This is a genomic window from Lichenihabitans psoromatis (assembly GCF_004323635.1).
GTDB classification, from domain to species: Bacteria; Pseudomonadota; Alphaproteobacteria; order Rhizobiales; family Beijerinckiaceae; genus Lichenihabitans; species Lichenihabitans psoromatis.
The window spans coordinates 2,537,477-2,551,994 of the sequence record NZ_CP036515.1 but is presented as its reverse complement, the minus strand read 5'-3'; the positions used below and the strand labels follow the sequence as shown (position 1 = coordinate 2,551,994).

Sequence of the window (14,518 nt, the reverse complement as noted above, 5' to 3'; positions counted from 1 at the left end):
CCGTGAGGCTTGCGGACTGCCGTCAGTCAGTCCTTGTTAAAAGCCCGAAAGCCTCGAGCCGGCTTGGCCAACCACGGTCGTCGGGTTGCGGTCCGCCATGGCGCGCTGAGACGCTCCGGTCCCGCGCCTGGGAACGTCGACCCGCACGATATCGCCCGGCTGCACCAGATCGCCTTCTTGCGCCGCGATCGTCTCGGACACGCCGTTGCTGCGCCGAAGGAGCCAATAAAGGGGGGCTCGGTCGTTTCCGTTGGCCGCCATCGCAAGCGGCGCGCGCACCTCGGACTGATAGATCAGGCTCTGCGCCGTATCGATCCTCTCGTTCGCCTCGATGAGCTTGGCATGAATGTCGGCCGCCTCCCTCAGCGCCTCACGACGCCGTTCATTATGCAGTTCGAGGATGTCGCGACCGGTCTTCGCGATATCCTGCTGGGTCCTTAAGGTCGCGAGCTGAACGTCGAGGCGGCTACTTTCGAATTGTGCGGAGCTTTGCTCGACCGCCAACTGACGCGGCAGCACCGCAAGCCCCTTGGCGACCAGACCGCTGACCTGATCGAGCTCCTTCTTGGTCACATCGAGCTGGCGCAACAGTGACGCATCCTTCGCCGCAAGCGACTCCACTTCATGGCTCAGAAGCAGCTTCGTTTGATTGAGCGCATCGGTCTGCGATCGCAGCGAGTCGCGGCGCGCCTCGAAAATCAATTGCTCCTCGCGCATCATTCGCGCGAGGTCCGCATCCGCGGCGCGGGTCGTGAGATCGGCCGGGAAAACGATGCTGTCGGCGTCCTTCACCTCGGCGTCGAGGCGCGCTTGACGGGCCAGCAGTCCGAACCGCTCCATGGCACGGGCCCGTAGGTCACCACGATTGACCAGGGAGTCGCGTTCGAGGCCGAACAGGTTGTCGTCCGGTGCACGCAACATACCCCCGGCCGTGCTGACGGCCTGTAAAACCGTCAACTCGGGCCTGTAGTCGTAATCACCCGGCTTTTGCACGGCACCGATGATGTAAAAGGGTCGATATTTGATGACCTGAACCGAGGCATCCGGCCGCTGGGCCAGCCCGATTTTGGCCTGCAGTCTCTCACCGATGATGCTTGCCAGCGCCGAGGTCGGGCCATTGGACGCCGGGAGCTCGCCGAGCAACGGAAGCGATATGGCGCCGGACGCACCAACCGTGAACTCGCCGTTCAGTGCCGTCCATTGATAAGCCTCGCCGGCCCCGGTCCGCCAATCATAGACTTTGATCTGCAGCTTATCTTGCGGCCCTAGCCGATAGTCCGCAGTCTCCGCACTCGCCGGCATGGCCGCCAACATGGCGATCCAAAACAGCATGAGCACGACTGGACGAGGCACGATCATCGACGCAACCCTTTAACGAATATCAATCATAAGTTGAATATGCTGCAGGGCACCATTGGTCAATCGCGTGTCTTGCCTCAGCAACGGATCGTCCCCGCCGAAAACCTGGAACCTCACAACAACCTGTGGTAGCAGACAATCACGGAGGACCTGCCCTCCATCTGATCCGACGGCCATGAGGGCGATCGCGTGCAAGCCAACCTCTCCGTTCTCGTCGGATCGTCGCTCGTCGCGGCCATCTTGCTGTTGTCGCCGCCGCGCGCTGCCGCCCAGGAGGCAGCGATCGATCTGAGCCATTTCGAACTCGCCTTTTCGGACGAGTTCGATCGCCTTGACGTGTCCGGCACGGGCTTTGGCGCGAAATGGGCTGCGCATACGTCATGGGGTGGAGATTTCGGCGACGCTCGCTTCACCGATCCCGGCCCAATGGGACCTTTCAAGATCGTCGACGGGCATCTCGAGATCATCGCCAGCAAGACATCAGCCGGCGTGTGGCAATCGGGCCTGCTGTCCTCGGTCGACACCACCGGGCAAGGCTTCTCTCAGCAGTATGGTTACTTCGAGATGCGGGCCAAGCTCCCATCCGGCAAAGGACTGTGGCCGGCTTTTTGGCTCAACACAGTCTTGCCGAAAGGCTCGCCGATCCCAGGCATCGAAATTGATGTGATCGAACACTACGGCCATTTCCCGACGCTTTATCAGGCACTGGTTCACATCTGGCCGAAGCCGCCCAATGACGACGACGCAGCCCGCAAGACTGTGATCGAGGTTCCGGAGGGCAGCCTCTACGACGAGTTCCACACCTATGGTGTGCTGGTCCGGCCCGATTGGATCACGGTCTACCCCGATTGGATCACGGTCTACCTCGACCGCAAGCCCAAATGGCGCTGCCCGACCCCGCCCGAACATAAAAACAAACTGATGATCTTGGCTAACCTAGCGATGGGATCAGGCTGGCCGATCGACGAGACGCCCAATCCTTCGATCATGACGATCGATTACATCCGCGCCTATCGCGAGCGACCCTGATGACGCAGCCATCGACTGAGGGTGAGCCTGAACGCATGCGGATTTTCGCGCATCTCGCCTATGGCTTCGACGCTCGACAGTGGGAGGAAAAGTGGCGGGACGGGCGCCTTCTCGGCCTCAACGAACCTCGCCCCTACGGCTATCACCATGCCGTCGAGCATGGCTGCGACGTCGTCTTTTCGACCGATCACGCCGAGAGTTATATCGGCCACTCTCTACGGGGATTCTTGCGGCTCGTGCTTGGCTTCGATGTCCTGCATGCTTTTCGCAATCGCCACGCCATGATGGCGGCGGATGTCATCTGGACCCATACCGAGTCACAACATCTCGCGGTCTCGCTGCTCCTCAAGCAACGATCCGCCACGCATCGGCCGCGGTTGATCGCCCAAAGCGTGTGGCTGATTGACGGGTGGTCGCGGCTACACCCGCTTCGGCAACGCTTCTACCGATGGTTGATCGAGAGCGCGGACGTGCTGACGTTCCTGTCTCCTGTGAATGCGAGCGTGGCTTCGGCCCTGTTTCCAGGCAAGCCATGTGAGTTCGTTCAATTCGGCATCCGAGCCGATATTCAGGCCGAGCCGCGGGGCGGGACCGTGCGATCGCCGCTTCGCATCCTGGCCGTCGGCAACGATCGGCACCGCGATTGGGAGTGTCTTGTCGCCGCATTTGGCAACATCGCCGGTTTCAGCCTCACGATCGCGTCTCAGACGATCCGCACCGATCTCTCGAGTTACCGAAACATCGCGGTCGTGACCCCACGCGACAACGAAGCACTCAAGCTGCTCTACGGCGCCGCCGACCTCATGGTTCTGCCGCTCAAGCCAAATATGCATGCCTCGGGCATCACCGTGCTGCAAGAGGCGGCGCTGTTTGGACTGCCGACCGTGGCCAGCAGGGTCGGCGGGCTCGACGGATATTTTCGAGATGACGACGTGTGTTTCGTCGAGCCTGGAAATCCCACATTGCTTCGCCGAGCTGCCCAGGCTTTCGCGGCCAATCCGCAACTCAGCGTGCATTTCGCCAGTCGCGCCCAAGCCCGGATGCGTGCCGACGATCTTGGGTCGCGCGCCTACGTGTCGCGGCACGTCGCACTCAGCCATGAGTTATTGCGCGGCTCACGACGTCGCGGGGAACAGGCTTCGCATCAGGCCGACGAACGATCGGCGACCGGCTCTGAACCGATACTCGACCACGCGCCGTGACGCAAGGTTCGGAAGGATCATGCAAAGCCCGATGATCAGGGCTTTTGCCGCTTTGGCCGAGGGCGACCCTGTGCTGCGGGCGAGACACGCAAGCGTGACAAGAACGTGCCCTATCCGTGGGCGCCTCGCTTCGAAGACGCTCTGATATGTCCTGGTCTCGCGATAATAGAAGGACTGGTCGGGCTCGAGCAGCGCGCGGCTTTCACCCTTGGCCACGAGCGTGCGCTTGAGATGGTCAAGCCGAGAGACGAAGCGGTCCGCCTCGGCTTGAAAACGTTTGGACGTCAACGCCGCCCCCGATCCCGAAAAGTTCGCCCCATGGATGCGATAGCGGCCGAGCGGAGTCGATAGGCTGACCACATCACCGAAAAACGGGGCGGCGATCAGAGTGACGCCATCGACCCATGTTTCGTAATCGACCTCCTCGATCAACGCACACAGGCTGCGGTGGAAAACGTTGCCGGATGTCGGGGGGCTGGAATAGACGCCATTCACGGCGACATCGCGCATCAACGTTGCGCGGTCCCGAAAGTCTCTGAGCGGCGGCAGCGGATCCCCGATCACGGTCCCGTTTTCGTCGATCGGTAAAAGCGGAAATTGAAGCTTGGCGACCCGATCGTCGAGATTCTCCAAAATGCGCGCGAGCGCCCCCTCGATCAATTCGTCATCGGCGTCCAGGAAGAGGACGAACGGCGCGGTCGTCTGCGCGAAGCCTTGCAGGCACGCGCGTGCCGCGCCCCCATTCTCGACCAGGAAGCTCTTTGCGATCCCATAAGACTGGATGACCGCCCATGAGCCATCGGTCGAGCCATCGTCGACGACGATGAGTTCGACGCGGGGATCGATCTGGCGCGTCACACTCTCGATCGCGCGGCCGACATAGCGCTCGTAATTGTAAGTCGGGATGATCACGGCGAGCCGCAAAGCCATGTCGTCCGCCATCCAAGCTCCACCCTCTGCCACGTTTCAATTCAGCGAACCGCCCACCGGCTGAGCGCATGCAGACTGATGGCCCATCTCATCGATAATCGCAACCTGTGGTAGCAATTTGAGGTAACAGTACGTAAAGGGAACATCGACGCAAAAGCGAGGTTGAGCAGATGAGCAGTCGATTCGTTCGCAATTCGCTATTCGGAACGATCGCGGGCGTCAGCACAACTCTCGGTAGCTTTGCCAGCAGCCTGATCGTGGCGCGTCTCCTGGGCGTGGAGGCCACTGGCGCGGTCGCTTATGTCGTCTGGGTGGTCGGCGTCGCGACCACGCTCACCAGCCTCGGCCTGCCCTTCACGCTGGCCCGCTATTTGCCCGAAATGCTGGGTCGGGGAGAGACGCAGCAGGCGATGCGCCTCGCGGCCTATTTGTTTCGCCCATTCCTTTTGGCGACAGCGCTTCCAGCAATCGGCTTTGCGTCCTACGCGGGCTGGCTGATCGTCCAACACTCCGACGCCCTGGCGCAGTTCAACCCCCAAACGCCGCTGCACGATCCGATGATCTGTGGACTGGTCGGTTTGACCTGTCTGGCCCAAGCTTTAGCCGAATATGCGCGGAGTTACTTGCGCGGCATGCACGCCTTTTCGCGCGTCGCCAAGATCACCAGCATCTCCATGGCGGCACAGCTTGTGGCGCTCGCGATCGGGAGTTCGCTGTTCGGGGTGCGCGGCGCGGTCGGCGGCTATCTCTGTGCGAGCCTGTTGCCGCTCTTGGTGCTGCATGAAATCTGGCGCGAGCCGGGCAAAGCAGCGCCCGACTTGAAAGCCAGGATCGTCACCTATGCGCGGTTCCGCTGGGCGTCCGAGATTCTAGGCTTCTTCATCTGGTCACGGATCGAGGTGTTCTTCCTGCAGGTGTTCTGGGGCATTCAATCGATCGGCCTCTTCACGGTCGGCCTGACCTTAGCCAATCTGGCGATCCAGGGACCCCTCATGCTGACCTGGGGATTGCTGCCGCATTTTTCCGAACAGCGCGGACAAAACGACGTCGAGGCGATGCGACGGGTTTATGCGACCGGCACGCGATTGATGGCGTTTCTGGTCTTCCCGGCCTGCCTCGGTCTAGCGGCCGTCATGCCGGCCGTTCTGACGCTGCTCTACGGCCAAGCCTTTGCGGGCGCCATTCCGGCCGCCACGATCCTGGTCTGCGCCGCGTCCATCTCGGCTGTCGCGACGGTGGGCACCAACTTGATGTGGGCCATGGAGCGCAGCGACGTCGATTTCTACGTCGGCCTCGTGGGCGCCGTGCTGTCTATCGTCGGCGGCCTTCTCGTGATTGGCCCCCTGGGTCCGATGGGCGCGGCCTATTCCAGGGCCGCGACCCAATTGGTCGCGGTCGGGGTATCGTCCTGGTTTCTCGTCCGTCGCCTCCATTTCGAAATCCCGATCGCGTCATTGGCACGTCTGTTCGCGGCCGCCGTGCTCTGCGCGATCACGGCACGGCTCTGCCTCGATCTGGTCGGCGGCATCCTTGGGTTGCTGGTCGCAATTGGAGCCGGTGCTGCTACCTACCTCATCGCGGTCAGGCTGCTGGCGGCCCTCCCGCCCGACGACATCGCTCGGCTCCGGTCGGTGTCACGCATGATGCCGAGCGGACTGGCACGCGCCATTGATCCCGCCATGCGGCTCATCTTGGGATAGTGGCCTCGCAGCAGCGAACGGGAAATCAGGTGCGATAACGCCTCGCGTTGCGGCTCGCTCCCGACCATACTTCTCTCGATCCGAAGCCGCGCGGCAGGCCTGCCTTGCATCTGGCCATCCGGTGAATAACGCGACCCCGAACCGCGAGCGCGACCATGCAGAGCCAAGACGATCATCAACACGACCAAGCCAATGGCGACCACGACCATTCCGATCATCACCACGAGGCGCCGGCGCGCTGGAAGCATGACGGTATTCGGGTCATCAAGGGCGACCAGCTCGATTCCAACACGCCGCAGACGCCGGGCATGTTCCGGCAGGCCGCCATCGATCATGCGCGCGTCGGTGCTCAGAAAATCTGGGCCGGAACGGTGCGGATCGAGCCCAATGCGAAGACCGGCGTGCATCATCACGGCGACCTCGAAAGCGTGATCTTCGTGGTGCGCGGCCGTGCGCGTATGCGGTGGGGAGAACGGCTGGAATTTGTGGCCGAGGCGGAAGCCGGCGACTTCATCTTCGTGCCACCCTTCGTGCCGCATCAAGAGATCAACGCCGACCCCGACCAGCCGCTCGAATGCGTTCTGGTCCGATCCGACAACGAAGCCATCGTGGTCAACATCACCAATGTCGACCCGGTGGAGCCACCCGAAGCGGTTTATTGGGTCGACCCGATCCACAAGCACCCGTGAGCGCCAACGCCTTGCGTCAACCGGCCTGCGCGGCCAGGACGGCCTCGACTCGGATCTCCTCGGTGAGCCGCGCCTTGAGGGCGTTGAACTCGGGCGTCGTTTTGATCGTGTAGCGACGCGGATGGGGCAGATCGACCGGCACATCCGCCTTGATGCGGCCCGGCCGGGCCGTCATGACGACAACGCGCGACGCCATGAAGATCGCTTCCTCGATGTCGTGCGTCACGAACAAGACCGTCTTTCGGTCGCGTTCCCAAATGTCGAGCAGCAATTCCTGCATCAGCGCACGCGTCTGGTTATCCAGCGCCCCGAACGGCTCGTCCATCAACAGGATGTCGGGATCGTTGGCGAGCGCGCGCGCGATGGCGGTACGCTGCTGCATGCCGCCGGAAAGCTGACGCGGTAGATGATGCTCGAATCCCTTGAGGCCCATCCGCCCAAGATACGTATCGACGATGTCGGCCTGCTCACGCGTCGGAACGTTTCTTTCGCGAAGCCCGAAGGCGATGTTCTGCCCGACCGTGAGCCACGGGAAGAGCGTGTAGGATTGAAACACCATGCCTCTGTCCGGCCCAGGGCCGATCACCGGCTTGCCGTTGAGCAGCACGCGCCCGGAACTCGGCCGATCGAGCCCCGCCACGATCCGGAGCAAGGTCGACTTTCCGCAGCCTGAAGGGCCGAGAATGGTGATGAAGTCATTCGCCGCAACAGTGAGATCGGTGGGAGCAAGAGCAACGGTCTCGCCGCCGCGCGGGCCACGAAAGACGCGCGAGACGCCCTCGACCCGCAATTTGGCGGCTTGGTCGGTTCTGGCAACACTCATGCGAACGTCCAGGCGAATAGCTTGCGGTTCAAGGCTTTGAAAAACAGGTCGGAGATCAGCCCGATCACGCCGATCGTAATGATCCCGAAGATCATCTTGCCGGTCGCGAGCAACGCCTGACTATCGATGATCATGTGGCCGATGCCGGACGACGAGCCAATGAGTTCCGCCACGATCACGTAAGTCCAGGCCCAACCGAGAACGAGCCGCAGGATTTCAGCGATGCCGGGCGCGTTGGCTGGCAGGAGGACGCGGCGGATCACGCCCCGATCGTTCGCGCCAAGCGTATAGGCGGCTTCGACAAGGTCCCGCCGTGTCTGCCCCACCTGCCCGGCCACCATCAGAATGATCTGAAACACCGAGCCGATGAAGATGACGAGCAGCTTCTGCGTTTCCCCGATGCCGGCCCAGAGGATGAGCAGGGGGACGAAGGCGGAGGCTGGCAGGTAGCGCGCGAAGGACACGAACGGCTCGAGAAGCGCCTCGACCGGCTTATAGGCCCCCATGGCAATGCCGAGCGGCACCGCCACAAGCGTAGCGATGACGAAACCGCCGACCACGCGCCACACCGTCATGCCGATATCGGTCATGAAATCGAACCGCGTGATCAACACGTAGCCGTCCCGCAGCATCGACAGCGGGTCGGCCAGGAACGTCTTCGACACGAAGCCGCCGAGCGTGAAGAACGCCCAGACAGCAAAGAAAAGGATGAAAAAAGACAGTCCGAGCGCAATGCGCGCGGGCTGTCCAATCGGCGTAAAGGGGCGTGCCATGGATCAGGCAGCCCCTCGACACGACGGGGTCAATCCGATCATTTCAGGCCGAGCGGACGCGGGTCGAACAACATCTTCATGTCGGGCTTGTCGGAGATGGTGCCGACCTGGATCAAGAGGTCGGCGGCCGTGTCCGAGAATTTGCCAAATTCGCTGCCGAAGAATGTGGTGTTCGATGCGCGGTCGGCCCAGCGCAGATATTTGGCCGAATCGGCGAATTCGTCACCCGATTGCTTGACGTCGGCGCCCATGATCTCGAACGATTTTTTCTCATTGGCCTTGATGTAATCCAGCGCCTCGAAATAGCTGTCGACGAGCGCCTTTGCGGCGGTCGGATTATCATCGAGGAATTTGGGCGTACAGCCGAGCGTGTCGAGAATCATTGGATAATCGAGCGTCGTCGCGAGAATGTGGCCCGCATCCGGCTTATCGCGCACCGCCGATAAATAAGGCTCGTAGGTCACGGCCGCATCGTTCTGACCGGCGAGAAAAGCCTGCGCGGCAGGACCGGGTTCGAGATTGACGACCTTCACGTCCTTCAGGGTCATGCCGTTAGCGTTGAGGAACCAGGCCAGCGTGAAATAGGGCGTCGTCCCAGGCGACGAGGCCGCCACAGCCTTCCCTTTCAGATCCTTGATGGTCTTGATGTCGCCGCGTGCGACGATGCCATCGGCCCCATAGGACTTGTCGAGTTGCACGATCTCGCGCGCCGGGACGCCGTTGGCGTTCCAGACGATCCAGGTTTCGACCGTGGTTGCGGCGCATTGGATGGAGCCCGACGCCATGGCGAGCGAGCGGCTCGCTTGCGGGATCTTCGGCAAGGTCACGTCGAGGCCGTGCTTCTTGAAGATGCCGACCTCTTTCGCGAGCGTCAGCGGGCCGAACCCGGTCCAGCCCGAAATCCCGATCGCCACCTTCGTGTCATCGGCCTGAGCCGTCGTCGCGCCCATCAGCAATCCCGCGAGCACGAGACCCGCACCAACCATCCGCTTCATGTTTGTTTCTCCCCAATCCGACGCGCCCGATTTGCTGTGACGACGGCTCGATTGTCCAGCCATCGCATGCAGGATCGATGCCTTATCGCTCGATTTACGGGACGCGACGCCGCGCCGCGAGCCGCGTCCGGAACTCCACGGCGGGCCGCCCGTTTTCTTCGCATATCAGTCAAGATGATGGCCGGCTCTGCCGGCACGGAGCTTTCGATGCACAAGAGCTTTTTTCTCGCCGGCGCCACCGTTGCGGCAGCGCTTTTTCTGTCGTCCGTTGCTCAATCCGCAATGGCGTCCGATATCGACTATTCGGTCGATCGCAACGCGCGCATCGTGACGATCCAACAGGCGTTTGGTCACCGCCCCAGCGGCTATGGTTATGACAATGGTGCCGTCTACGGCCCCAATTACGAAACCAACAGCGGCACGAACCCCTACGGCGGTGGCTTCGACTTTAACCGCTATCCGCCGGGCAGCGCCGGGGCCGAAGAACTTCGTCAGAGCCGCCACGATTATTGCGAATTCTCGCCATCGCGCTGCTAAGCCGACCCCCAGAGCGCGTGGTCCAGAAGTGGAGCGGGTCGCGCCTGCCCCACTTCCTTTTTTAGGTGAGAAACGACGTGATGATTCGACCGTAAACGGCGGTGAGACGGTCGATATCGGCAATCGCGACCCGCTCATCGATCGCATGCATCGTGCGTCCCACCAGCCCGAACTCGACCACCGGGCAATGGGCAGAGATGAATCGGGCGTCGGATGTTCCGCCCGTGGTCGACAGCACCGGGCGCAGACCGGTCTCCGCCTCGACGGCGTCGGCTACGAGGGTCGTAAAGCGTCCAGGCCCGGTCAAAAACGCCAAAGCGTTGCACGGCATGAAATCGAGTGACACATCGGCACCGGCGCTCGCGGTGTCGACCCGCATCTGGACCTCGGCCCGGAGTGTTTCGGGCGTCCAGCGATCGTTGAAGCGGATATTGAACCGCGCTCGCGCTTCCGCCGGGATCACATTGGTGGATGGATTGCCCGTATCGACCGTCACGACTTCCAGGTTCGAGGCGTCGAAACTCGAGGTTCCCTTGTCGAGTGGTGCGTCGGTGAGCGCCACAAGGATTCGCAACAGGGGCGGGATCGGATTGCTGGCGAGATGCGGATAGGCCACGTGACCCAAGCGGCCGTGAACCACGATCTCGCCCGTCAGTGAACCGCGGCGACCAATTTTCACCATATCGCCGAGCGCGTTTGGGTTGGTCGGCTCGCCGAGCACGCAGGCGTCGAAACGTTCCCCGCGGGCCATTACCCAGTCGAGCAATTTGACGGTTCCGTTGATGGCGGGGCCTTCCTCGTCGCCCGTGATTAGAAAGGCAATCGAGCCCTTGGGCGCCCCCGCCCCTTCCACATGATCGAGCGCTGCCGCAATCGATGCTGCGACGCCGCCTTTCATGTCGCAGGCGCCCCGCCCCCAGATCATACCGTCGGCGATCTCGCCTGAGAAAGGGTCGAACCGCCACGCCGCCGGATTGCCGGGCGGGACCACATCGGTATGGCCCGCGAAGACGAGGCAGGGGCTAACCGTTCCGATCCGCGCATAGAGATTGAGGATCTCGGCTTCGCCTGAACCCGAAAAAGAGACGAGATCGACCGTGAACCCGGCGTCGCGCAGCATATCGGCCAGCAACGGCAAGGCTCCGCCGTCGTTGGGCGTAACGGACTGACAGCGCAGAAGACGTTGCGTGAGGTCGACGGCACGCGAGAGGCTCATGACGAGGGACGATCGTTCAGAACGCCCAATTCAATGGCATTCCACAGCGCAACCGCCGTCATCAAGGCGACGATGACGGGGGCTGACCAGTCAGGCAGGCTATCGAATGATCGCGGAATGAACCAGATGGCGGCGCTGCCGACCAGCAGGCTGAGCGGCAAGAGACCAGCGAGCGAAGCGGGACGCCCGCGCGCGCGAAAGCGCTTGGCGCTGAGATTATACTCACAGATCGCGATCAGGAGGACAGCGAAGGCGAATAGGATGAGGTAAGCGTAGGCCAGGATCGTCATGGGAGCCAGGAACTGCTCCTGCGCCAGATCATGATGCGCGTAGGGACGCAGGATGATCCAGATCATCGTGCCGACCACGGCCAAGATGGTGAGCGGCACGGTCCCGCGCCACCACGTCGAACGCCCAATCAGCCCCTTGTCGGTGCGGAACAGGAAGAAGAACGTGTGGCGCTCGGTCTCGGACATCAATCTCTCAAGAGGTCGTTGATGGCCGTCTTGGAGCGGGTCTGTGCATCCACGGTCTTGACGATGACGGCGCAATAAAGCGACGGGCCGGCCGATCCATCCGGCAGCGGCTTGCCGGGCAGATTGCCCGACACGACGACCGAATAGGGCGGCACGTAACCGACATGGATCTGCCCGGTCGCGCGGTCGATGATCTTGGTCGAGGCCGACAGGAACACGCCCATCGACAGGACGGAGCCCTGCCCGACCACGACGCCCTCGACGACCTCGGATCGCGCGCCGATAAAGCAATCGTCCTCGATGATAGTCGGGTTCGCCTGTAGCGGCTCGAGCACGCCGCCGATGCCAACGCCGCCCGACAGATGCACGTTCTTGCCGATCTGCGCGCAGGAGCCGACCGTCACCCACGTATCGACCATCGTGCCCTCGTCGACATAGGCCCCGAGGTTGACGAAGGACGGCATGAGAATGACGTTCCGGGCGATGTGGGCCGAATGGCGCACGACACAATTCGGCACGGCGCGAAAGCCGGCTTCGGCGAAGCGACCGGCATCCCAGCCGTCGAACTTCGACGCCACTTTGTCGTACCACGACGACTCACCGGGCCCACCCGAGATCAAAACCATGTTGTTCAGGCGGAACGACAGAAGCACGGCCTTCTTGAGCCACTGGTTCACGCTCCAGGCGTCACGGCCGGACTTGGCCGGATCGCGCTCGGCAACCCGCAGGCGCCCCTGATCCAGCAAGGCAAGCGCGGTGTCGACCGCCTCTCGGACCGCGCCCGTGGTGTGTGATCCGACCGATGCGCGATCCTCGAACGCCTGCTCGATGATGCCTCGGAGTTCGTCGTGCTGCATGGAACGCCTCTCAATGACCGGCGCAGGTTTCGGGCGCGACGGCGCCCTTGTCAACGCCGATCAACGGAGAGCGTCTCGTCTAGCGCTGGCACTCGGCGCAGAAGAAGGTGGACCGGCCGGACTGCACGATCCGCCGGATCATACCCCGACAACTCGGGGTCGTGCAGGGTTCGCCTTCGCGGTCATAGGCTCGGAAGCCGTGCTGGAACGTGCCCAATGCCCCATCGGTGTGGCGGTAATCCCGCAATGATGAGCCGCCGGCCTCGACTGCTTCGTTCAGCACGTCGCGGATCATCGTGGATAGGCGCTCGGCTCGCGCAGTCGGGCCACCATCTTTTCGGGCCAGCGTTCCTGCCATGCGGCGCGGCGACAACCGCGCGCGGTGCAGCGATTCGCAGACGTAGATATTGCCAAGCCCCGCGATGAGAGTCTGGTCGAGGAGCGCCGCCTTCAGCGGCGTGCTTTTGCCGGCCATCAATCGGCTCAGTGTCGCGCCGTCGAAGGCGTTGGACAGCGGCTCGACCCCGATGCCGCGAAACAGCGGATGGCTGTCGAGGCCGCCCGGCTCAACCAATGTCATAAATCCGAAGCGCCGCGGATCGTTATACGTGATCGTCATGCCGCTGCCGAGATCGAACCGCACATGATCGTGCAGGCTCTCGGCGTTGCGCTCGTGGTAATAATGGCTCGTCACTGTATCGGGGCTGCCTGCTCCGGGCGCCCGAACCCGAAACGAGCCGGTCATGCCAAGATGCATGGCGAGCAGGAGCCCATCGTCGAGTTCGGCCAGCAGATATTTGGCACGGCGCCCCATCGAGATCAGACGGCGGCCCTGGAGACGCTCGATGAAGGATGGCGGGAATGGAAACCGAAGATCCGGCCGGTTCAGGGTGACACGGGCGAGCACCTCGCCTTCCATCGCGCCGGCAAGGCCGCGACGCACGGTTTCGACTTCGGGAAGTTCGGGCATCGGCCTCGGCTGCTGATCGATTGATGCGCACACGTAACCATGCCGCACCGCTCGCGCCAGAGGGCCTTTGCGCGGGAGCGTCGCGACGCGCTATTTGCTGAATTGGCGATTTCGTTCGCCCCGGACCTGCTCTATGGTCCGGCCGCGCCGGACATGACGCACCAAAGGACGAATCCATGGAAGTCGCACACTCCGAATTTCCCAAGCCAGACAGTGCGGACAACACGCATTTCGGCTTTTCGGACGTGACGGTCGGCGACAAGCAGCGGCTCGTCGATGACGTGTTCAACACGGTCGCGAACCGCTACGATATCATGAATGATCTCATGTCCGGCGGTCTGCATCGGGCGTGGAAAAACGTCTTTGCGGCGCAGGTCAAACCCTCACGCACGGCGGCCTTCCGGCATCTCGATGTCGCGGGTGGCACCGGTGATATCGCGTTCCGCGTGGCATCGGCCGGCGGCGCGCTGACCGAAGTGACGGTGCTGGACATCAACCCGGCCATGCTCGACGTCGGTCGCGACCGCGCCGCAAAGCGCGACATTCCGGGCGAAATGCGCTTCGTGACCGGCAATGCCGAAGAACTGCCGCTGCCCGACAATCACTTCGACGCCTATACGATCGCGTTCGGCATCCGCAACGTGCCGCGCATCCCACTCGCGCTCGCCGAAGCCTATCGCGTTCTGAAACGCGGCGGTCATTTTCTCTGCCTGGAATTCTCCTCGGTCGACGTGCCCGGGCTCGACCGGATCTATGACGCCTTCTCGTTCAAGGCCATTCCGGCCATGGGCAAGATCGTGGCCGGGGATGCCGAGCCCTATCGCTACCTGGTCGAATCGATCCGCCGCTTTCCCAGCCCCGACACGTTTGCCGAAATGATCGAGACCGCCGGGTTCCGGCGCGTATCGGTGACGCGTCTCACGGGCGGTGTCGTCGCCATCCACTCGGCCTGGAAGCTCTAG

Annotated in this window: 15 protein-coding genes; 6 read left to right on the top strand and 9 right to left on the bottom strand. The window is 62.5% G+C overall.

Annotation, left to right across the window (positions count from 1 at the left end; all coding sequences use genetic code 11):
• Positions 1-36: 36 nt before the first annotated feature.
• Positions 37-1,359, bottom strand: a complete 1,323-nt coding sequence (locus EY713_RS11900) for a polysaccharide biosynthesis/export family protein (protein ID WP_131115103.1) — start codon at positions 1,357-1,359, stop codon at positions 37-39.
• 189 nt (positions 1,360-1,548) lie between these two features.
• Between EY713_RS11900 and EY713_RS11895 the strand changes: the two genes are divergently transcribed.
• Positions 1,549-2,388, top strand: a complete 840-nt coding sequence (locus EY713_RS11895) for a glycoside hydrolase family 16 protein (RefSeq protein WP_131115101.1) — start codon at positions 1,549-1,551, stop codon at positions 2,386-2,388.
• Positions 2,388-3,590, top strand: a complete 1,203-nt coding sequence (locus tag EY713_RS11890) for a glycosyltransferase (protein ID WP_131115099.1) — start codon at positions 2,388-2,390, stop codon at positions 3,588-3,590. The genes EY713_RS11895 and EY713_RS11890 overlap by 1 nt, the downstream gene beginning before the upstream one ends.
• On the opposite strand, the gene EY713_RS11885 is transcribed toward EY713_RS11890, so the two are convergent.
• Complete coding sequence (locus tag EY713_RS11885) at positions 3,504-4,532, bottom strand: glycosyltransferase family 2 protein (RefSeq protein ID WP_245572697.1); 1,029 nt, start codon at positions 4,530-4,532, stop codon at positions 3,504-3,506. The two genes, EY713_RS11890 and EY713_RS11885, sit on opposite strands and share 87 nt — an antisense overlap.
• Before the next feature lie 158 nt (positions 4,533-4,690).
• Here EY713_RS11885 and EY713_RS11880 point away from each other — a divergent pair, with 158 nt between their 5' ends.
• Together EY713_RS11880 and EY713_RS11875 are read left to right on the top strand one after the other, a co-directional pair.
• Positions 4,691-6,220 carry a lipopolysaccharide biosynthesis protein gene (locus EY713_RS11880; protein ID WP_131115097.1) on the top strand — a complete coding sequence of 510 codons (1,530 nt, stop codon included), beginning with the start codon at positions 4,691-4,693 and terminating at the stop codon, positions 6,218-6,220.
• A gap of 155 nt (positions 6,221-6,375) precedes the next feature.
• Positions 6,376-6,909 carry a cupin domain-containing protein gene (locus tag EY713_RS11875; RefSeq protein ID WP_131115095.1) on the top strand — a complete coding sequence of 178 codons (534 nt, stop codon included), beginning with the start codon at positions 6,376-6,378 and terminating at the stop codon, positions 6,907-6,909.
• A gap of 16 nt (positions 6,910-6,925) precedes the next feature.
• Here the strand turns inward: EY713_RS11875 and EY713_RS11870 are convergent, their stop codons facing one another.
• From EY713_RS11870 to EY713_RS11860, 3 genes are read right to left on the bottom strand one after another with little or no spacing between them, the layout of a single operon-like run.
• Positions 6,926-7,732: an ABC transporter ATP-binding protein gene (locus tag EY713_RS11870; protein ID WP_131115093.1), complete on the bottom strand. Its 807-nt coding sequence runs from the start codon at positions 7,730-7,732 to the stop codon at positions 6,926-6,928.
• Positions 7,729-8,505, bottom strand: coding sequence for an ABC transporter permease (locus tag EY713_RS11865; RefSeq protein WP_131115090.1), 777 nt, complete (start codon positions 8,503-8,505; stop codon positions 7,729-7,731). The genes EY713_RS11870 and EY713_RS11865 overlap by 4 nt, the downstream gene beginning before the upstream one ends.
• Positions 8,506-8,543: 38 nt before the next feature.
• On the bottom strand, positions 8,544-9,500 hold the full coding sequence (locus tag EY713_RS11860) for an ABC transporter substrate-binding protein (protein WP_131115088.1): 957 nt from the start codon (positions 9,498-9,500) through the stop codon (positions 8,544-8,546).
• A gap of 207 nt (positions 9,501-9,707) precedes the next feature.
• On the opposite strand from EY713_RS11860, the gene EY713_RS11855 reads away from it, so the two are divergent.
• The gene (locus tag EY713_RS11855; RefSeq protein ID WP_131115085.1) at positions 9,708-10,037 is read left to right on the top strand and encodes a hypothetical protein; all 330 of its coding nucleotides are present in this window, start codon (positions 9,708-9,710) and stop codon (positions 10,035-10,037) included.
• 61 nt (positions 10,038-10,098) lie between these two features.
• On the opposite strand, the gene dapE is transcribed toward EY713_RS11855, so the two are convergent.
• From dapE to mutM, 4 genes are all read right to left on the bottom strand, one after another.
• Positions 10,099-11,253 (bottom strand): succinyl-diaminopimelate desuccinylase, encoded by a 1,155-nt coding sequence (dapE, locus tag EY713_RS11850; RefSeq protein WP_131115083.1) that lies wholly within the window; start codon positions 11,251-11,253, stop codon positions 10,099-10,101.
• A complete protein-coding gene (locus EY713_RS11845; protein WP_131115081.1) occupies positions 11,250-11,729 on the bottom strand; it encodes a hypothetical protein in 480 nt (159 codons plus the stop codon). Before EY713_RS11845 ends, dapE begins: the two co-directional genes overlap by 4 nt.
• Positions 11,729-12,586, bottom strand: a complete 858-nt coding sequence (gene dapD / locus EY713_RS11840) for a 2,3,4,5-tetrahydropyridine-2,6-dicarboxylate N-succinyltransferase (RefSeq protein WP_131115080.1) — start codon at positions 12,584-12,586, stop codon at positions 11,729-11,731. Before dapD ends, EY713_RS11845 begins: the two co-directional genes overlap by 1 nt.
• Positions 12,587-12,665: 79 nt before the next feature.
• The gene (gene mutM / locus EY713_RS11835; protein ID WP_131115078.1) at positions 12,666-13,556 is read right to left on the bottom strand and encodes a bifunctional DNA-formamidopyrimidine glycosylase/DNA-(apurinic or apyrimidinic site) lyase; all 891 of its coding nucleotides are present in this window, start codon (positions 13,554-13,556) and stop codon (positions 12,666-12,668) included.
• 176 nt (positions 13,557-13,732) lie between these two features.
• On the opposite strand from mutM, the gene ubiE reads away from it, so the two are divergent.
• Positions 13,733-14,518, top strand: coding sequence for a bifunctional demethylmenaquinone methyltransferase/2-methoxy-6-polyprenyl-1,4-benzoquinol methylase UbiE (gene ubiE / locus EY713_RS11830; protein WP_131115076.1), 786 nt, complete (start codon positions 13,733-13,735; stop codon positions 14,516-14,518).